The following is a 20,345-nucleotide window of genomic DNA, read 5'->3' on the forward strand; positions in this document are numbered from 1 at the left end:
GTCTCCCCGTCTCCCTGTCTCCCCGTCTCCCCGTCTCCCCGTCTCCCCGTCTCCCTGTCTTCCGTTGCAAAATATGGGCGTAACTGATCTAAAATTAATTAACTTCTCTGTTAATCCGAGTTATGACACTTCTCCCTGTCAAATTTTCTTCTTTTGTCACCTCTTTTTTGACAGTTGTCTTACTTCTTGGCGGTTGTCAGGGTAAATCTAGCACGTCAAAAATTCCCCCGTTACCCCAAGATGATTTGATTCAAGTTTATTTTAATTATAATTCGGCGAAGGGCGCTGAATATACCGAACCATATCGCGCCATTACTCGACAAGGGGATAATCTCGAAGCGGTTATTATTGAAGGGATTAACTCTGCTCAAAATACCATTGATATTGCTGTCCAAGAAATCAATTTGCCTGAAGTGGGAAGGGCGCTGGTGCAACAACATCAAGCGGGAAAAAAAGTTAGAGTGATAATGGAAAATAGCTATAATCTTCCCTTGTCAAAACTTAACAATGATCATGCTTTAGCCATCATAAAACAAGCAAAAATACCACTTATTGACGATACAGAAGACGGCAGTAAAGGCAGTGGCTTAATGCACCATAAATTTATGGTAATCGACAATCAAAAAGTCATTACAGGATCAGCTAATTTTACCCATAGTGGCATTCATGGCGATTTAGATAATCTCGACACCAGAGGCAATACTAACCATCTCTTAGTCATTAATGATGCCAAATTAGCTCAACTTTTTACCGAAGAATTTAATTATATGTGGGGGGATGGAGTAGGCAAACAAAAAAATAGTCTATTTGGGCTGAAAAAACCCTTTCGTAGCGCCCGTCGCCTCAATATAGGTAATAGTCAAGTAACCGTCAAATTTTCTCCCACTTCTCGCCAACAACCTTGGCAACAAAGCACCAATGGCTTAATAGTCGATACCCTTAATCAAGCCACTGAGTCAGTAAATTTAGCCTTATTTGTTTTTAGTAAACAACCCATTTCTAATACATTACAAAAAAGATACCAACAAGGAGTACAAATTAAAGCCTTAATTGATCCTAATTTTGCCTATCAATACTACAGCGAAGGCTTAGACTTATTAGGGGTAGAATTAAGTCGTAATTGCCAATACGCGCCCAACAATAACCCATGGCAACCGCCCATAGAAACTGTGGGCATTCCTAATTTACCCGAAGGTGATAAACTTCACCATAAATTTGCAGTAATCGATCAAAAAACTGTCATTACAGGTTCTCATAATTGGTCATTTTCCGCTAACTATACCAATGATGAAACTTTATTAGTGATTGATAATCCCATGATTGCCCAACATTTTGAACGAGAATTTGAGCGTTTATATCAAGATGCTATTCTTGGTATTCCTGATTGGTTGGATCGTAGAATAGCACAAGATCAAGCACAATGTCGTCAATGATGCTAACAAATATTTATAAAGTTTTTTCTCTAAAAATTACCTCTTTTCTCTACCCAAATCAAAAAATATTGATACAAATGAGCAATTTATGAAAAATAACTATTTGGCTTAACTCTTTAATTTATAAGCATTTCACCGCGACACCTAACACCCAGCGCCCTTCACCCCTTCATAACATTAATTATGACGTTACGCACTGATTCAAATGTTAAGTTAAGGGAGGTTTCAGGTAGCAGGTAGCAGGTTTCAGGTTTAAAACCCTTCCCTAAATAGACTCTTGTACAAGAAAAAGATCAATAAACATAAGTTTCTTGTCAATTCTTTAACCTAACACCGCGACACCCGACACCTGACACCAACAATTAATTCTATTTTTGCGTAACATCAGTTAATAAATCATTAGCAATACCGTCTTCTGTCCAATCTTCCTCAATATAAATTTTCTCATTTTTAATGGGTATATAAACAGAAATTTCTTTAACTCGTCTCTCATTTTTCCAACCAATATTAAACCAAAGATATTGACTTCTTCGCTCATCAAACATTAAAACTTCATCTATATCAGGATCACTTACTTGTGCTGATATTCTTTCATATTCGGTTAAAATATTTTTGACAATATTTTGATAATGAGTTAATTTTTCCATTTAATAATCTCCTGTTTATTAATATCAACAATTAACTTAACTGCGCTATTTACCCACCGTGTAATGAATTACACGGAACCAACGGTATCTCGTTCAATAAATTGAACTGAAAAAATCAATTAAGATATATATTTGTCAATTCTTTCACCTAATACCTAACACCTAATACCTGACACCTCCCCTCACCAAAATACTTTTTCAGCAACCCCTAATTAATCAATTTAACTGCGCAAAGTAACAGCAAACTCTTTCACTAACTTTTCCCTTACTTTATTATGAATAGGATCAACCTCTTGATCAGTTAAAGTACCATCGGGGGAATTGTAAGCTAAACTAAAAGCCAAACTGCGTTTACCAGCTTCCACTTTTTCCCCTTTGTATTCATCAAAAAGTTTCACATCCACAAGGGTTTTACCCCCAGCCTTACGCATAGCGCCCTCCAGCGCACCCACCGTCACCTCAACGGGGGCAAAAAATGCTAAATCTCTGGCAACACTAGGATAAGGAGAATAGGCTTTAAAAGTAGGAATTTGTAAATATTTTTGGGATAAATGTTTCAATAAAGGCTCAAGATTAAGCTCAAAAACATACACTTCATTAGCCAAATCCCTTGCTTGACATAATTGGGGATGTAATTGCCCAAAAATACCGATTTTAGTCTTATGTAACCATAAACTAGCCGTGCGCCCGGGATGTAGTCTCTCATCACCTGATTCTGCTTCGTAACGGAGAGGGGCGCTGATATAGTTAAATAAACTCTCTAAAATGCCCTTCGCTTCATACCATGTCATGGGTTGCGGTTTACCACTATTAACCCAAATACCATCGGGGTGTAAATTTCCCCCTAAAATACCGCCCAGCGCCCTTCCCTCACGCATAACACCATCTTCGAGCCAAAAAACTTGTCCAATTTCAAAAGCCTTGAGAGAGCCATTTCCTTGCGCCTGATTGTATTCAAAAGTATTGATTAAACCATCAATCAAATTACGGCGCAGGGCAGAATATTCACTAAATAAAGGATTAGCGATTTTAATTTCCCCTAATTGTGGGCTAACGAGGGAATATTGCATCAATTCCGTTAAGCCTAAACCTTGCAAACTAGAGCGAATTTTGCGTAAAATTGTTACCTCAGGCGGTAAATAACCCACACCACTTTGAGGGGGTAAAGTATCTGTAAAACGATCATAACCGTAAAGGCGCGCTACTTCTTCGATTAAATCGATTTCTCGCTCTAAATCTCGGTAACGATAAGGAGGTGTTACCACTTGCCAAACCACGGGATTTTCACTGGTAAGGGTTAACTCACAATTCAAATCCGTTAAAATTTTCTCCACTTCCTCACGGTTAACATCCCTTAAACCGTCACCTTCTTTCACTTTCCCTAACACTTGATTAACATAATCTAAGCGTAAAACAATAGTATTACCATAATGACTTTGACGGTTATCGCTGGTAACTTGAGCGGTAATTTCAGCGCCCGTCAACTCTACCATTAAATTAAGCGCCCTTGTTACCGCTTTTTCTAATTCCACTTGATTAACACCCCTTTCGTATCGAGTGGAAGCCTCAGTGCGTAAGGATTGGCGACGGGCGCTACGTCTAATGGGTACAGGTTCAAATAATGCACCTTCAAGGATAATATTAGTAGTGTTATCATCCACTTCGCTATCTTCACCGCCCATAATTCCAGCTAAAGCCACGGGGTGATTATTGGCAGTAATGATTAAATTTTGCTCCGTTAAAGTCCTTTTTTGCCCATCGAGGGTAGTTAAAGTTTCTTGATTATCACTCAAGCGCACTCCCATCGTTACCATGTCACTGCTGGTAATGCGTTTTAATTTATCACCATCAAAAGCGTGGAGCGGTTGCCCCCATTCCAATAAGATATAGTTAGTAATATCGACAATGTTATTAATAGCGCGCACCCCCGATGCTTCGAGACGGCTTTTTAACCAATCAGGAGATGGTTTGATAGTGACATTTTCTAAAACGGTGGCAATATAAGCACTACAAGCGCCCTCCGCCGTCACTTCCACCCCTACTTTATGGTTATCAGAAGCAATGGTAAGATTATTAACCGTAGGTAAAGTTAAATTGCCACCGAGGAGGGCGCTGATTTCCCTAGCGATACCCACCATACTCAAAGCATCAGCGCGATTCGCCGTAGCAGTAACATCTAAGATAACATCATCTAAACCCAAAAGAGGGCGCACATCTTGCCCTACCTGCAAATCACCCTCAAAAATTTTAATGCCTTCGCTTTCTTTAGCTAAACCCAACTCAGCCAATGAGCAAATCATGCCCTTACTTTCCACTCCTCTCAGTTTCGCCGGTTTAATTTTTATATCCACTTGAGGTAAATAAGTGCCGAGGGTAGCCACTGGTACAAAAATATCTTGACGCACATTGGGCGCACCACAAACAATGGTGGAGGGCGCTACTTCCCCGATGTCCACTTGACATAAACTTAATTTATCAGCGTTAGGATGGCGTTCACACTTTAACACACGCCCGATCACAACTCCATCCGCCCAAGGGCGCCGATCTTCCATATCTTCCACCTCAAACCCTGCAAGGGTAAGAGTTTGAGCTAATTCTTCGGGAGAAATCTTAATTTCGACTAATTCTTGTAACCATTGAAAAGAAATACGCATTATAATTATTTGATTTAAAAATATCATCTTTAAATGATAATCTTTTGAGTTACTTACTTCAATCTGTCTATTCTTGTGAAGATTCAGGGATAGGTTATCTTAACCATTGTTTAGCTTAATTAAAATACCAAACGTTTTTTGCTTACCATCTCATTGTATCTAGTAAGATTTACGTCTTTTTGTCATTTTTTAACTCTGCCATCATTTAATCAAATGATACAGAAATTATTGATTTTTTTGATTTTTATGTTGAGATATGTTTTGCCAAGAACAAGATTCATTACACTGTGGGTAAATTGCAAAGACTAATTCTTTTCATTATCAATTACTGATCATCATTTTTACCACGTCCGGCATTTTATATTTGGCCTTCCAACCGAGTTTTTCTCTCGCTTTTTGAGGATTAGCTCTACTAAAAGTTAAATCGGTAGGGCGAAATAGTGTAGGATCAGAGATGAGGTAATCTTGCCAATTTAAGCCAACTTCAGCAAAGGCACAAGCAACAAATTCTTCTAAATGATAACTAGCGCCCGTCGCAATGACAAAATCTTCTGGGTTTGGTTGTTGTAACATTAAATACATCGCCTCGATATATTCCGGCGCCCATCCCCAATCCCGACTAATCTGGGTATTACCTAAATATAACTTATCCGCTTTTCCTTCGGCAATGTCCTTGACAGTTTGGATAATTTTTTGAGTAACAAACCGTTTTGGGCGCAAAGGTGACTCATGATTGAATAGAATACCAGAACAAGCATACAAATTATAAGCCTCTCGATAATTAGCCACTTCCCAAAAAGCCGTTGCCTTTGCCACCGCATAAGGGCTACGAGGACGAAATGGCGTGGTTTCTGTAGCGCACTCCGTACCAATATCTCCAAAACACTCACTCGAACCAGCACTATAAAAACGGATCGGGCGCTGGGTAAAACGGATGGCTTCGAGAAGGTTTAAAGTACCTGTAGCGATGCTTTCGAGAGTTTCCACGGGCAAATCAAACGATAAACCAACCGAACTTTGACCAGCTAAATTATAAATCTCGTCAGGTTCAGTTTTCATTAAAACTTGTAACACACTGCGAAAATCATTCAGCGCCATGGATTCCACTTGTACTTTTTCCTGAATGCCTAAATGCTTCAGACTACGAAAAGATGAGCCTTGCGCATCCCTAGAAGTGCCAAAAACTTGATAGCCCTTTTTTAACAGAAATTTAGCTAAATATGCCCCATCTTGTCCCGAAACACCACAAATCAGCGCCCTTCTTGTCATAATAAATACTCAATATATGCCGACAATAATTGCTCTCCATAGAACAAACTTACTAGACTACCTAACACCAAAAAAGGACCAAAAGGTATCGCTTGACCACGTTTTAAAACTTTAAGCGAAATCGCTCCAACACCAACCAAAGTACCGATTAAACAAGCAATAAAGCCCGTTATAAGCACATTTTGCCACCCTAACCAAGCCCCAATCATGGCAACTAATTTCGGATCACCGCCTCCCATAGCTGGTTTACCAAAAGCCAGTGAACCAATTATTAAAATAGCATCGAATAACCAAAGACCGAAAACAGCGCTTAAAATTGCCATAAAAAGAAAAGAAACAGCGCCCTCCACCCCAGCCACGAAAAAACCGAGTATAAATTGAGTAACTAACCCCAAAATTAAACCACTTTGGGTTAACACATTAGGCAAAGTGAGGGTATCAAAATCAATCCAAGCCAAAGCAATTAACCAACTCACAAAAATGAAATAACCAACACTTAGTAAACTTACGCCAAACTGTGCCACAATAGCCACAAAAATTAACCCCGTCAAAGCCTCCACCAAAGGATAACGAGGGGAAATAGCAGTTTGACACCAACGACACTTCCCTTTTAACCATAACCAACCCAATACCGGTACATTTTCAGTTTTACCCAAAGAATGCCCACATTTTGGGCAACGGGAAGGGGGATGGAGTAGGGAGACGTGCGCTGGGAGACGGTAAATCACCACATTAAGAAAACTACCGATAGAAGCACCAAAAATAAAAACGATTAGATAAATTAAAAATAGGGCGATAGTCATAAATATCAAGCCGAAATTTTTTCAATGGGAATAAAATTTTCCCAAGGTAAAAGAATCGGATACTTAAAAACCAACTGCCCTTTATTCGTTTTACTATCAATAGCAACTCCCATGGGAATCAGGCGCGACTGACGATGATAACGACGGTAAGTATCGTAAATATCCTTAGCAGTTTTCAACATCGTCGGATTAAGAATTTCGGGAATAGCAGTCTGAGGTTTATGGGGTGGCTTTCCATTGGAAGGAGTCATGGCTTAATTTTCACCTTAATCATTTAAGTTTTATAAAATTATATCTATATGTAACGATCCTAAATCATTTATGAAAAATTTTAATAAAATTCCCCAATAACAAATTTGTAGGTTGGATTAGCGAAAGCGTAATCCAACAACGACAATTTTTGAAAAGAAACAAATATAGTCATTTAAATTGAGATTGAGACAAATTGAAAAATTTTGTAGGGTGGGGTGTGCCTCGCCACTTAACACTTTGCGACTACTACTATTAAAAGAAAAGTGTCTCATTGTTATTTAAAATGACTATAACAAATTGCAAGCGCCAAAACGTAATCCAACAATAAAAGAAAAAAATATCTCCCTTAAACCAACCTTAACTTTAGTTAATTATTGTAAATATGTAACAGAAAAACGTTATCAATAGTTGCAACTTGTAGCACAATCTGATAAAATTATCTGTAGCAAAAAAAACAAAACAAAAAGTTGTGAGGCTTTTTTAGACATGAAAAAATTTACTAAATATGCAGTAACGGCGCCTGCAGTTGCTGGACTAGCATTATTAGCTAACGGTATTTCATTACAAACCGTCAGCGCCAACGAATTAGACCAAGATCAAACCACCTTAGAGCAAATCAACAACTACACTGAAAGCGGTTCTTTAAATCAAGTAACTTCCGTCAACCAATTAAGGGATGTTGCCCCCACTGACTGGGCTTACGAAGCATTACGCAACTTAGTAGAGCGTTATGGTTGTATTGCTGGTTATCCTGATCGTACCTTCCGTGGTAATCGTGCTTTAAGCCGTTATGAATTTGCTGCTGGTTTAAACGCTTGTATGCAACAAATTGAGCGCTTAGTTTCTACCCCCGGCGGTGGTGGTGTTAACCAAGGTGATTTGGCTTCCTTACAACGCTTAGTGAGAGAATTTGAAACCGAATTAACTACTCTGGGCGCGCGGGTGGACAACTTAGAAGGCAAAGTTGCTTTCTTAGAAGATCACCAATTTTCTACTACCACTAAATTAAGCGGTGAAGTAATCGTCGCTCTAGCCGCACAAAATGACACCGCAGGTGGACAGGTTACTTTAAGTGACCGTGTTCGTTTAACTTTAGATAGTAGCTTCACTGGTAAAGACAGATTGAGACTTCGTTTAGCTGCTGGTAATGTTCCTAGTTTAGGTGGTGTCGTTGGTAACAACGGTATTTCTACCAATATGAACCGCTTGAACTTTGAACAAAATACTGGTAATAATAATGTAATTATTGACAGAGCCTACTATCGCACTCCTTTGTTTAAAAACGGTACTTTGTATGTTGGTACAGGAATGCCTGCTGAGGACATTTTCAGTACCTATAACCCCTACATGGAGAGTAGTGGTGGCGGTGCATTGAGTCGTTTTAATCGTTTTAACCCTTTAATTTATCGTCAACCCGGTACTACTGGTATTGGTTACATTCAAAAGTTCGGTAAGCGCCTTGACTTTACTGCCTCCTACCTTGCTGGAAATGCCGCTGATCCTACTGATGGTGCTGGTTTGTTTGATGGAACTTATAGTGCCGTTGCTCAAATCGGTTTTAACCCTACCGATAACTGGAAAATGGGCTTTGCTTATGCTCGTAGTTACTTTGGACCCGGTGATGTAAATATCAATGGCTCTACTGGTAGTAGCATTGGTTCTCGTCCTTTCACTAATGATGTTGCTACCACTTCTGATAATTTTGGCTATCAAACAACCTTCCGCTTAAACAAACGTATTAACTTAGCAGGTTGGGTTGGTTTTGGTAACGCGGATGCGGAAGATGGTACCGGTAGAAATGTTGACCTATTTACTTGGAATGCTAACGTATCCTTTATTGATGCTTTCAAAGAAGGTGCTGTATTAACCATTGCGGGTGGTCAACCTCCAAAAGTTACTGGTGGCTCTCTCGGCTCCGAACCTGAGACTTCATTCATTTTTGAAGGACAATACAAATATCCCATCAGTAAAAATGTTTCTATTACTCCGGGTGTTTTCTTCATCACTAATCCTAATAATACCAATTCTGACACTGATGTTATTGGTGTTCTTCGTACCAGATTTACATTCTAGGTTTTGTGGTTAGTTAGTTAATATAAAGCCCCTCTCTCTGCGGAGAGAGGGTTTTTTTGTATTTTGTGCTTTTTTTGTAGCATTGCTATAGTTGGGGATTTCATTATCAATGTAGGGAAGTCTTTTATTTTTACCTCAACAATAAGACTGGTCCTCTGGTAATAAAAATTTATTATTCTGAGGTAAAACTAAGAATCTCAAAACCTTTGATTCTTGGTTAAATTATATAACTCAGTTAGAAAAATATGAGCAAACCTTGACAAAGTGCAAAAGAAGTGGTTAAAAATTAATTAATAAGTGCTACGATGTGATGCAGAATACAACCAATTGAGTTGTAAACATTTTAAACAATGTGTGAGGAAAACAATCGTGAATAAAACTTTATGGCAGTCATTAAAAATGACACCTGCTTTCTTAGTAGCAGGATTAGTAGTCAACGCTCAAGTACAAGCAAACGAAGCTGTAACCGTTGATACTAACAGCGCAAACATCATCAATCAATTAGATCAATACAGTGCAGAAGGAGTAACCAACACTCAAGGACAAGTTACCTCTGTATCTCAGTTAAGCGATGTATCCCCTACTGATTGGGCTTACGAAGCATTACGCAACTTAGTAGAACGTTACGGCTGTATCGCTGGTTATCCTGATCGTACCTTCCGTGGCAACCGCGCTTTAAGTCGTTATGAATTTGCTGCTGGTTTAAATGCTTGTATGCAACAAATCGAGCGTTTAGTTTCAACCCCCGGCGGTGGTGGTGTTGGCGAAGGCGACTTAGCTACCCTCAAAAGATTATTAGGTGAATTTGAAACCGAACTCGCAACCTTAGGCGCGCGCGTGGACACTTTAGAAGGTAAAGTGGCATTCTTAGAAGATCACCAATTTTCTACCACCACTAAATTAACTGGACAAGTAATTGTTGGTATCACTGGTACTGAAGATAACCAAATTATCATGGGTAATCGCGCCCGTTTACAATTAAACACCAGCTTCACTGGTAAAGATACTTTAATCACTCGTCTTGGTGCTTATAACTTCGGTGCTTTTGATCAAGGTAATACTGTTGGTTTAGTTCCTGGCACAAGCGGTACTACCACTCAAACTTTTAGCTATGGTGGTCTTGGTAATAACGTAGGTATTGACTGGTTAGCATACTATACACCTATTACTCTTGGACAAAGAGAAATTAACACCTACATCGCTGGTTACTTCGGTATTCACAGTGACTACGCCCCTACCAATAATCCCTTCTTTGAAGACTACGATGGCGGTAATGGCGCCCTTTCTACTTTCGCATCTTCTAACCCCATTTTCCGTATCGGTGGTGGTACTGGTATTGGTGTTACAACTCCTTTCTTTGGTAACAGTAGCTTGAGTTTAGGCTATCTTGCTTCTAATGCATCTAACCCCACCGATGGTAATGGTTTATTCGATGGTGCTTATGCTGCTTTGGCACAGCTTGACTTTGGCTTTGGTGAGAATTTCGATTTAGGTGTCACCTATGTTCGTGGTTATAACACTGCTGGTCTTCCCTTGTTTGGCTACGGTGGTGGTGATCGTTTAGTTGGTACGGATAATGCTAACTTCCCTGTTGGTGATAGTGTTGCTTATGAAACTAACTCTCTTGGTACTCAGGCTTCATTACGTCTTAACAAACGTATCAGTCTGAGCGGTTTTTTCAGCTACACCGATGCTAGTGGCGGTGGCAAAAGCGCTAATGTTTACAGCTATGGTGGTGGAGTTGCTTTCCCTGACTTCGGTAAAGAAGGTAGTGTTTTAGGTATTTTTGCGGGGGTTCAACCTTACAAAGAGCAAGGAGGAGAAACTAAGCCTTTCCATCTTGAGGGTTTCTACAAGTATCCTATCAACGAAAACATTACGATCACTCCAGGTGTAATCTATGTTGACTCTAGTGCTGACTTAGGCGAAAGCCGTTTCATCGGTACTTTGAGAACTACCTTTAGTTTCTAAGCTGATTTGATTTAGTTTTCAATACAGTCCCTCTCTAACCTCTCCTCGTCTCTCCTTCGTAAGGGGAAGAAGGGGAGGTTTTTTTTTGGCAATTTTTATTCTGTGAAAAGAGAAAAGGAAAGAAAGTATTTTCGGGTGATATGTTTTTGATCTACACTAAAATTAGCATACATTGTCTCTGTACAGATTATTTGAAATGTTTTCTATTCAAACTACTTACACTCAAGCAAGAAAAAATTTAGCTCATTTATTAAATGAAATTGAAAATGATAAAAGTATTGCTATTATTAAGCGTCGTGGACATCAAGATATTGCTTTAATTAGTGCAGACGAATTATCTAGCCTTTTAGAGACTTTATATTTATTGCGCTCACCCGTTAATGGGCAACGTCTTTTGGAAGCCTTAGCAGATTCGCAGCAATGGGATCAAGAAAAAGCCCCTTCACCTTATACGGTTGATGATTTGTGTGAGGAGTTGAATATTGAAAGATAAAAGGAAAAAATCGACTCAACCATTGGCAAAATCAAGTAAAAATGAGGTTGTTTCTTTATATCCAGTATTTCATCCTCGTTTTCGAGAAGATTTAGCTTGGTGGTATCGTCAAGATAAAGCAAAAGCTAACAAAATTTTAGACTTAGTCACTGAGATAATCAAATCACCTTTTCAAGGCATCGGAAAACCAGAGCCTTTGAAATTTTTAGATTCTGATACATGGTCTCGTAGAATTGATTTAGAACATCGATTGATTTATCGTGTGAAAAAAGAGCGTATTGATTTTTTACAGGCGCGCTATCACTACGAGAAATAACTCCAGCGCCCTTCACGGTTATTATTTAATTGATAAATAGTTAATTTTTTGAACCATGCCAACATACTTTTATTGGGGAGATGATGATTTTGCCATGAATCAAGAAATTACCCAGTTAAAATCAGAGAAAATTGATCAGAATTGGCTACAGTTTAATTTTGAACAACTAGCTGGAGATAAAGAAGACAATATCAGAGAGGGGTTAATGTTAGCCATGACGCCTCCTTTTGGGGCTGGAGAGCGCTTGGTATGGTTAAATGAAACTAATCTCGCGCATAGTTGTAGTGACGATTTACTAGATTTATTACAAAAAACTTTACCTCAATTACCTGATAGTAGTCATTTACTATTAACCAGCGCCCGTAAACCTGATTCGCGCCTCAAAAGTACCAAGTTAATCAATAAATATGCCCAAGTCAAAGAATTTTCTCTAATTGCGGTGTGGCAAACGGAAATATTACAAAAAAAAGTAGCGGAAGTTGCTGAAAATAAAGGCATAAAACTTAGTCGAGGGGCGCTGGAAATTTTAGCTAATTGTGTGGGTAATGATACCCGTTTATTGTGGCAAGAATTGGATAAATTAGCAATTTTTCAGGGAGAAAATTCTCAGCCTATTAGTGCCGAAACAGTCAGCAGTCTGGTTAATGTAAGTAATCAAAATAGTTTACAGTTAGCCCAAGCTATTTTAAAAGGTGATACTAATTATGCTCTTAATTTAGTTACTAATTTAGTGCAAACTAATGAACCAGCTTTGAGAATTGTCGCCACTTTAGTGGGTCAATTTCGCACTTGGACTATTATAAAAACATTAATGGAAGCAGGAGAAAAAGATGAGAAAAAAATCGCTAAAATCGCTGACATAAGTAACCCTAAACGAATTTATTTTTTACGTCAAGAAGTCCAGAATATTTCTGCTCAAAAGTTACAAAAAACCTTGCCTATTTTATTAGAATTAGACTTACAATTAAAGACGGGGGGAGGGGCGCTGGATTCTTTACAAACTGCTATCATACAATTAACGAATCTTAGTTAATTTTATTTTAATATGAATAAAAAATATTGGCATTTATCCCAAAGTCATCTTAATAACTTAGAAAAATGTCCCCGTCAATTTATTGATGCTTATTTTAAACAACTGACAAATTTTCATAAATTTGATGAAAATAACAGCACGGAATGGGGGAGTTTATTTCATCGATTAATGCAACAAAAAAAACTAAATTTACCATTAACAAATATTCTTAATCAAAAACAAGATTTACAAGAGTCTCTCAGCGCCCTCCACACTGCGATTAATGATTTATGTGAAGATCAAGATATAATTAGTAGTGAAGCAGAAGTTAAATTACAACTAAAATGGTTAGATAAATATATTTTTACTGTGGTGTATGATCAATTAATTTTAAAACCCAATCAGGCTATTATTTTCGATTGGAAAACATATTTAAAACCAACTAAAATTGACTATTTAGTGAATAATTGGCAAACAAAATTATATTTATTTGTCCTTACAGAAATTATGGACTATGCCCCTGAAAATATCAGCTTTATTTATTGGTTTGTTAAATTACCAAATAATCCTGAAAGTTATCAGATTAATTATGATCAAAAAAGCCATGATAAAAATAAATTAGAGTTAGAAACTTTATTATCAAAATTAACTACATTGAATGATGAAAGTTATGATTATGATAAGTGCTTAAATTATCGTCAATGTCATAATCAATGTCGTTATTATAGCTCGTCATATTCCCATGAAAATGATGATGATTTACAATTATTACCCCAAACTTTAAATGAAGTAGCAGAGGTGGAATTATGAATTATGAATTATGAGTTATAAATTAATAAGTAGAGGAAGAATTAATTATCCATTGTCAATTGTCAATTATCCATCCTTTGCCATGTGAGTTGATTATTTTTGACACTCCAGCGCACGAAACCGCCACCATTACCGACTTGAAAAGTAGCTAAACCCAGCGCCCTTCGGGGTGCATCTGTCACTAAATCAATAGCTTGATCAACAGTACAAATACCCCAATCAAAGAGATTTTGAGCGCCTTGCAACAGAGGTAAAGTAGTGCCGGATAAAGTACCATCAGGAAGGGTAGCAGTGCCATTTTTTACAGTGATTTGGCGCTCATCCCACGGATACACCCCATCAGTTAAGCCCATGGGCGCTAAAGCGTCACTAACCACAAAAATACCTTGACCATATCGACTGGCTTGTAAAACTAATTTTAACATGGTGGGTGCAACGTGTTGCCCGTCTGCGATTAAACCACAGTAAACCCCCTCACGGGTGACGGCTTCCCCTAATAACCCCGGTTCTCGATGGTGTAAGCTAGGCATGGCATTAAAAGCATGAGTAACCATCGTAGCGCCCTTCTCAAAAGCTCGTTTTGCTTCCTCTGCGGTGGCGAGGGAATGCCCTAAACTGACAATTATGCCTTTTTTGACCAAATAAGGGATTACCTCTCCTTGGGGGTCTAATTCCGGAGCTAGGGTGATAATTTTAATTAAATCTTCATTTTCGCCAATGATTTTTTTGATATTTTCTAAGTTTAAAGGTAGTAGGAAGGGCGCTGGGTGAGCGCCTTTTTTTGCTGGATTTAAGCAAGGACCTTCTAAATGAATACCTCGGATACGGGCGCTTTTATTCGGTTGTTTTTGTTCTTGAAATTCACGAATAATATTTATAGATTGTCTGATTTTATCTAAAGAAGTAGTCACAATAGCAGGTAAAAATTCATCAACTCCTACTGACCATAAATATTGGCAAATTTCTGTTAGTTTTGATAAACTACGCTGATCTAAATCAGGAAAAGCTAACCCTAAACCGCCATTTATTTGTAAATCAACACCTCCTAATGATAAATAATCTCCTTGCAGATCAATCACATTTTGATCTGATAAATCTTGATGATCTGTTATATCTATAATGTGTTGATTTTCGTCAATAATTATAGTTTTTAAATCGTTAACAAAAGGTAATTTAGTATTAATAAGGCAACAATTTTTCATTGTATTTAAAATTTTATTATAAATATAAGAACCTGCTTAAAATGTAAGTAAATTGTTTGCCCTCACCCCTAACCCCTCTCCCGCAGGAGAGGGGGATATGAAACTTTTAAAACAGCTTTTTTTTACTTATTACTTGGTGACTGATAACGATACACTGACTCAATTACTTTTATCCATCCTTCAGTAAGAGAAGCAAGAATTTTTTCTCCTTTTTCTAAGGTAGCAACGGTAGCATCACCAATTACGCCACTTTTACTCAATTCTTTGGTAATCCAAGGGTAGGGTAGCGCCCTTTCTAGGGTTAGGATACTGTCGTCTGGTAACTCAGGAGGATACTCTTGTACGGCTAAATTCATTTTAACCTGTTCTGGTAAAAGGGCTAACATTAAACTGGTTTCAGCGTCTCCGGCATGAATACCCATGAGGGCTTCTTTTTCGCTTAATAGTTGCTTGGTGAGGTGAGGCGCGCGCCAAGTGAAGAAGGGAAAAATTAAAAAATCAGGGTATTCCTGATGTAAGTCTCTAGCAATTATATCTAAAATCTGCGGTTGTCCACCGTGGGAGTTCATGAAAATTAGTTTACGAAAACCAGCTTGATATATACTTAGTGCCACTTCCCGTAACATTTTTAAAAGAGTTTCTGCACTGAGGGTAATAGTGCCGGGAAAGCCCATATGCTCGTTAGATTTGCCATAATAGATGGTGGGTAACGCATAGGCTGGAATATCCTCACTTAAACTATTTAAAACAGCGCCCATCACCCCTTCACTAATGGCAGAATCCACCACTAACGGTAAATGGTAGCCATGTTGCTCCACAGCGCCCATGGGCTGTATTATCACAGTATTGGCTTTATCTTTCATATCGGCTACCTCTTGCCAAGTTAAATAAGGGAAGAAGCGCGCTGGGGGTAAAAAACCGTGCATCATAATTCTTGCTGAAAATCTTTTTTAAATCATACTCTAAGCTAAGACCTTAAATTTTTGGCTTCTTCCCAAAATCAGTTAAGATATGTAAAGGTTAGCTGTTATTAGTGAAAAATAAAGAAAAAAGTCATGGTACAACCTGATGCAAAAAGTCCTTTATACAATCATCCTCTTCCTGCCATCGAAAATTGGCTCAAAACTATGGGTTGTCATCAAGATTCGCAACAGTTAAACTACTGGTATATCAAAAAAGACCACTGGGAAGCGGAAATTGTGCTTGAAACGGAAGGTTTGAACGTTTCTTATCTACGGGCGGGCGCTGACGGCAGTGACATCAAAAGAGCTTTTCGATATTCTCTTTCTCGTCAAGATGTGGAAGATGCTGTTTTTTCAGGTCCTTAAATTTTTTTAATTAAATGGAAAGTAATTTAGATTTAGTATTAGGCATCATTGCCATAGTTATTTTTGGTGGTGGTTTATTCATGTTACTGTCAGGTGTTAACAAAATGAATGATTAGACGATAATTACGACGAAAAAATAACTCTCGGTTAACTAAAATGAGGTTAGATAGTAGCGGTAACTACTCTCGATTAAACCAATATTATTAATTAATAGGATTGTAACATGAGTACAGTAACAGACAATGATTTAAGAGAGTTAAAAGACTTAATCAAGTCTTTAGATGACAAGTTTAATGATATGAGAGTAGATATTGCCACCATCAAAACTGATATTGTTAACATAAATAACCGACTTGATAATATTAATTTTATTTTTCGTAGTGTGGCAGTCGGTGTTATCGTTTCTTTAGTTGTTGGTTTAACTAAAGTTCTTTATCCTAACCTTTTTGGGTAAAACTCAATTCAGATACTTTTAGGATTGCTCATTTCCCACTAACAATCATAACTAAACTCAACAACGCCCTAAATCGATAATGGATGAATTTTAGCGAGAAGGATAAGTTAAGATTTAGGGATCATCTATGATCTAATTAACTGCTTATGAAAAATTTAGTCGGTAAAGATTTACTTAGTATTGCAGATTTAAAAAGTACCGAAATTCAAGGAATCATTGATTTAGCCATTGACTTAAAAAACGGCAATCGACAATTTCAGACAAATAAAACCCTTGGTTTGTTGTTTTATAAAGCCTCCACCCGCACAAGGGTTTCTTTTAGTGTGGGAATGTATAAACTAGGGGGAAATGTTATCGATTTAAACCCCAGTCGCACTCAGGTGGGTAGAGGAGAGCCAATCCAAGACACGGCAAGGGTTTTAAATGGTTATCTTGATGTTTTAGCCATTCGCACTTTTGCCCAAGAAGATTTGGAAATTTTTGCTAATTATTGTGATATTCCCATTATTAATGCGCTCACTGATTTAGAGCATCCCTGCCAGATTTTAGCGGATTTACAGACTATTCAAGAAAAATTTGGCAGTTTAGAGGGTTTAACCATGACTTATCTCGGGGATGGTAATAATGTCGCTCATTCTTTGTTGTTGGGAGGCGTGTTAATGGGTATGAATGTTCGTATTGCTTGTCCTCAAGGGTATTTCCCAGCGCCCTCCATCGTTGGCAAAGCGCAATCATTAGCCACCAGAAAAGATCAAGTAATTATTACCGAAGATGCTCAAAGTGCGGTGGAGGGCGCTGAAATTCTTTACACGGATGTGTGGGCAAGTATGGGGCAAGAAGAGGAAACCAGCGCCCGAGAACCAATTTTTCAACCCTATCAAATTAATCAAGAATTAGTTAACCTTGCCAGTGTAGAAGCCATTATTTTACACTGTCTTCCGGCTTATCGTGGCAAAGAAATTACCGAAGCAGTGATGGAAGGAAAACAGTCCAGAATTTGGGATCAAGCCGAAAATCGTCTTCATGCTCAACAGGCGCTCATGGCTTGTTTATTAGGCTTGAATTAATCAGAAAAATTTACTTATCTGTACGTAATATCAAGTCCGCTTAATCACTTATAAATCAACTAAAAATACTCTTAGTTCAATTTATTGAACGAGATGCCAGTAGCCGTGTAATTTATTACACGGTGGGTAAAGTGCGAATAGATAATCTATTTGTAATTAATTATCCAAACCTAATATAATTCATTACACGGTGGGGTGAGGGCAAACGCCTTATTAATGCTCGAAAACGTCTTTATAAAAAGCCAAATCCAGTTCCACAAACAAAGAAATAGTATTGATACATTTTTCCGCTAAATCCCAGCGCCCTTCCCGTTGTAACATAGCGATCAATTTTTCTCGCATAGGGATTAAATAGCGCACGTCATTCCCAGCATAACTCAACTGCTCCGTTGATAAATTACCGACATTACCCCAATCAGAGCTTTGAGCCTTTTTATCCAATTCTACCCCTTCCAACTCTTGCACAATGGATTTTAAACCGTGACTAGAGGAATAGGTGCGCGCTAACTTACTGGCTACCTTAGTGCAAAAAATCGGGTTAGTTTCCACCCCAAAAGTATGAAGAAATTGTGCCACATCAAAACGGGCAAAATGAAAAATTTTGGTAATGTGTTTCGCCGTTAATAATTGGCAAAGGTGAGGGGCGCTTTTCTGCCCTCTTTTAATGGTAATGGCTGACACATGACCCGTGTTATCACAAATTTGCACCAAACACAGGCGATCACGCTGAGGCACTAAGCCCATAGTTTCCGTATCAATGGCTAAAACATCACTTTGTAAATATCGCTCAAAAATATCCACAGGCAAATCTTCTTCACAAACCAAAAAATTATCCATCATATTTAGACATTAACTAACACAAATTATGTAGGGTGGGCAATGCCCACCATTAAAAATATTAATCAAACAAAAAACTAATCTTGATCTTGACGACGAGGGTAAATTTGTTCAGCCTCTGGGCAATCATCAGACACGTTAATTTCCGTATAGCCACGAGGCACAGAAGCTAACTTACGACTGATAGCGCCGATACTTTCAAGGCGCACAAACTCTTCCCAAGAACTGTTTTCAAAATCCTCATCCATTTCATAGCGAATAGTAACAATATCTCCTTCGATACCGATAATTCGTGCATCCTCAATCCAACGTTGTTGATCCCGCAAGAACACAGAGACATCACAACCTTCTTTGTACATTTGATAAATCTTGCGGTCTAGCATAGACTTTTCCTTAACTTTGCTAAAGATCAAATTATTGTATATGGTAATAGTAAATGGTCAATTTCTATGGAGAAATTGAATTATAATAAGTAGATAAACTACCTATTATAACGAAACTAGGGTAATAAAACTATCGAGAAAACAATTAAACCCATTGAAACCCTAGATTATCAATCTTTTTCCTTCTCTTAAATTTATCCCTTGAAAATGGCAGATATTTTGAGATTACTAAGGGATGACAATCATCAGGATGATTTTCTCGTAGATACCTTAGCAGTGGAAAGAAAATTTTTAATATCATTCTTAAATTTTTTAGTCTGATTTAAAATCTGTTTTGAGACTAGAATCATCTTAACATTTAATTTTAATTATGCTACGCTTTTTCAAGAATTGTTAAAATATTATCTGTAACTAAAGATGTTTGTTCTAACATGGCAAAATGTCCACAATTATCAATTTCCACCACATTATCTTGATGATGCTCATTAAAAAGATGATGAAAACTGGCAAGATGACGCACATATTTTAATTCCATAATCTGGTCTTGTTTTCCAGCGATAAAATATAACGGTTGGGTGAGGCGCGCTACAATTTGTGGTAAATAATGAACTTCTTGCTCTGTGGTTGACTCTAACAAAGAAGCAATAGCGCCCTCCTCCTGCGCCCGTAAAAAATCGTTTAGCCTTGCTTTACCCCATGAAACAGCTAAAGGTTGTTTAACCATCATTCGAGCGAAAACAACATCTAAAAAAGGAATATATTTCAGCCAATGGCGACGAGACTTGACCATTTTTTGCCCAGCGCCCCTAAACTGTTCAAATTCTTCCTTGAGATATATCCCACCACCAGCATTAAGACAAATTACCCCTTCGATTAACCCCTGACAAATTTCTGCCCCCCAAATCGCCACACTACCACCGAGAGAATGACCAATTAACCAAGCCCTATTAATATTTAATTGTCGTAACAACTCTTGTAAATCCTTTGCATAACCTTCTAAAGTATAGTTACTGTTATCGTTGTTAACCACCGTATCCCCAAAACCTTTTAAATCGTAAGCTAAACAAGAATAGTTTTCTTGTAATTTTTCAATAACTGGTTGCCAATACTTGTAACTAAGTAACCAACCGTGTATAAAAACGAGAGTTGGACGAGGAGAGTCGTTATTTTTTGCTTCTATGAACTGATAAAAATGATCAACACCAAAAATATTAATCTTGCTCATGAAAAGGTTTGTTATGGTTCTAGTTTTATTATCTCTTGACACTCCCACCACTAAACCCTACGGGTTATAGTGGGGGATTCTTGGTTCACCGACTCGCCGTTAGACGACAGCCCATA

The 20,345-nt window shown here is 38.0% G+C and carries 21 protein-coding genes; 11 read left to right on the forward strand and 10 right to left on the reverse strand.

Going from position 1 to position 20,345, the window contains the following annotated elements; genetic code table 11:
- Positions 1–122: 122 nt before the first annotated feature.
- Entirely contained in the window at positions 123–1,433 is a 1,311-nt protein-coding gene (locus IGQ45_11115) for a DUF1669 domain-containing protein (protein MBF2057738.1), read from the forward strand.
- A 368-nt stretch (positions 1,434–1,801) separates the two neighbouring features.
- Here IGQ45_11115 and IGQ45_11120 read toward each other — a convergent pair whose 3' ends face one another.
- The 5 genes from IGQ45_11120 to IGQ45_11140 all read right to left on the reverse strand — a co-directional run bounded on the left by IGQ45_11120 (position 1,802) and on the right by IGQ45_11140 (position 7,057).
- Positions 1,802–2,080, reverse strand: a complete 279-nt coding sequence (locus IGQ45_11120; GenBank protein MBF2057739.1) for a XisI protein — start codon at positions 2,078–2,080, stop codon at positions 1,802–1,804.
- Positions 2,081–2,301: 221 nt separating this feature from the next.
- On the reverse strand, positions 2,302–4,734 hold the full coding sequence (locus IGQ45_11125; protein ID MBF2057740.1) for a phenylalanine--tRNA ligase subunit beta: 2,433 nt from the start codon (positions 4,732–4,734) through the stop codon (positions 2,302–2,304).
- A gap of 321 nt (positions 4,735–5,055) precedes the next feature.
- Positions 5,056–6,003: a GDP-mannose 4,6-dehydratase gene (locus IGQ45_11130; protein MBF2057741.1), complete on the reverse strand. Its 948-nt coding sequence runs from the start codon at positions 6,001–6,003 to the stop codon at positions 5,056–5,058.
- A complete protein-coding gene (locus tag IGQ45_11135; protein MBF2057742.1) occupies positions 6,000–6,806 on the reverse strand; it encodes a prepilin peptidase in 807 nt (268 codons plus the stop codon). Before IGQ45_11135 ends, IGQ45_11130 begins: the two co-directional genes overlap by 4 nt.
- A gap of 5 nt (positions 6,807–6,811) precedes the next feature.
- On the reverse strand, positions 6,812–7,057 hold the full coding sequence (locus IGQ45_11140) for a hypothetical protein (GenBank protein ID MBF2057743.1): 246 nt from the start codon (positions 7,055–7,057) through the stop codon (positions 6,812–6,814).
- Between the two features lie 487 nt (positions 7,058–7,544).
- Here IGQ45_11140 and IGQ45_11145 point away from each other — a divergent pair, with 487 nt between their 5' ends.
- From IGQ45_11145 to IGQ45_11170, 6 genes are all read left to right on the forward strand, one after another.
- The gene (locus IGQ45_11145) at positions 7,545–9,131 is read left to right on the forward strand and encodes a carbohydrate porin (GenBank protein MBF2057744.1); all 1,587 of its coding nucleotides are present in this window, start codon (positions 7,545–7,547) and stop codon (positions 9,129–9,131) included.
- 369 nt (positions 9,132–9,500) lie between these two features.
- Entirely contained in the window at positions 9,501–11,102 is a 1,602-nt protein-coding gene (locus IGQ45_11150) for a carbohydrate porin (protein ID MBF2057745.1), read from the forward strand.
- 196 nt (positions 11,103–11,298) lie between these two features.
- Complete coding sequence (locus IGQ45_11155; protein MBF2057746.1) at positions 11,299–11,595, forward strand: type II toxin-antitoxin system prevent-host-death family antitoxin; 297 nt, start codon at positions 11,299–11,301, stop codon at positions 11,593–11,595.
- Positions 11,585–11,911: a Txe/YoeB family addiction module toxin gene (locus IGQ45_11160; GenBank protein ID MBF2057747.1), complete on the forward strand. Its 327-nt coding sequence runs from the start codon at positions 11,585–11,587 to the stop codon at positions 11,909–11,911. The genes IGQ45_11155 and IGQ45_11160 overlap by 11 nt, the downstream gene beginning before the upstream one ends.
- A gap of 55 nt (positions 11,912–11,966) precedes the next feature.
- Positions 11,967–12,944: a DNA polymerase III subunit delta gene (gene holA / locus IGQ45_11165; protein ID MBF2057748.1), complete on the forward strand. Its 978-nt coding sequence runs from the start codon at positions 11,967–11,969 to the stop codon at positions 12,942–12,944.
- Between the two features lie 12 nt (positions 12,945–12,956).
- On the forward strand, positions 12,957–13,733 hold the full coding sequence (locus IGQ45_11170) for a PD-(D/E)XK nuclease family protein (protein ID MBF2057749.1): 777 nt from the start codon (positions 12,957–12,959) through the stop codon (positions 13,731–13,733).
- A gap of 62 nt (positions 13,734–13,795) precedes the next feature.
- Here the strand turns inward: IGQ45_11170 and nagA are convergent, their stop codons facing one another.
- Positions 13,796–14,935, reverse strand: a complete 1,140-nt coding sequence (nagA, locus tag IGQ45_11175; GenBank protein ID MBF2057750.1) for an N-acetylglucosamine-6-phosphate deacetylase — start codon at positions 14,933–14,935, stop codon at positions 13,796–13,798.
- A gap of 122 nt (positions 14,936–15,057) precedes the next feature.
- Positions 15,058–15,864, reverse strand: coding sequence for a creatininase family protein (locus tag IGQ45_11180; protein MBF2057751.1), 807 nt, complete (start codon positions 15,862–15,864; stop codon positions 15,058–15,060).
- A gap of 126 nt (positions 15,865–15,990) precedes the next feature.
- Between IGQ45_11180 and IGQ45_11185 the strand changes: the two genes are divergently transcribed.
- The 4 genes from IGQ45_11185 to argF all read left to right on the forward strand — a co-directional run bounded on the left by IGQ45_11185 (position 15,991) and on the right by argF (position 17,784).
- Positions 15,991–16,263: a DUF3143 domain-containing protein gene (locus tag IGQ45_11185; protein MBF2057752.1), complete on the forward strand. Its 273-nt coding sequence runs from the start codon at positions 15,991–15,993 to the stop codon at positions 16,261–16,263.
- 14 nt (positions 16,264–16,277) lie between these two features.
- A complete protein-coding gene (locus tag IGQ45_11190; GenBank protein ID MBF2057753.1) occupies positions 16,278–16,379 on the forward strand; it encodes an NAD synthetase in 102 nt (33 codons plus the stop codon).
- A 107-nt stretch (positions 16,380–16,486) separates the two neighbouring features.
- Positions 16,487–16,717, forward strand: coding sequence for a hypothetical protein (locus IGQ45_11195; GenBank protein ID MBF2057754.1), 231 nt, complete (start codon positions 16,487–16,489; stop codon positions 16,715–16,717).
- 146 nt (positions 16,718–16,863) lie between these two features.
- Positions 16,864–17,784: an ornithine carbamoyltransferase gene (argF, locus tag IGQ45_11200; protein MBF2057755.1), complete on the forward strand. Its 921-nt coding sequence runs from the start codon at positions 16,864–16,866 to the stop codon at positions 17,782–17,784.
- A gap of 213 nt (positions 17,785–17,997) precedes the next feature.
- Here argF and IGQ45_11205 read toward each other — a convergent pair whose 3' ends face one another.
- From IGQ45_11205 to IGQ45_11215, 3 genes are all read right to left on the reverse strand, one after another.
- On the reverse strand, positions 17,998–18,621 hold the full coding sequence (locus IGQ45_11205) for a ribonuclease D (GenBank protein MBF2057756.1): 624 nt from the start codon (positions 18,619–18,621) through the stop codon (positions 17,998–18,000).
- 77 nt (positions 18,622–18,698) lie between these two features.
- Positions 18,699–19,004, reverse strand: coding sequence for a hypothetical protein (locus IGQ45_11210; GenBank protein MBF2057757.1), 306 nt, complete (start codon positions 19,002–19,004; stop codon positions 18,699–18,701).
- Positions 19,005–19,377: 373 nt separating this feature from the next.
- Complete coding sequence (locus IGQ45_11215) at positions 19,378–20,229, reverse strand: alpha/beta hydrolase (GenBank protein MBF2057758.1); 852 nt, start codon at positions 20,227–20,229, stop codon at positions 19,378–19,380.
- Positions 20,230–20,345 lie beyond the last annotated feature (116 nt).

This window comes from Cyanobacterium sp. T60_A2020_053 (assembly GCA_015272165.1).
GTDB lineage: Bacteria > Cyanobacteriota > Cyanobacteriia > Cyanobacteriales > Cyanobacteriaceae > Cyanobacterium.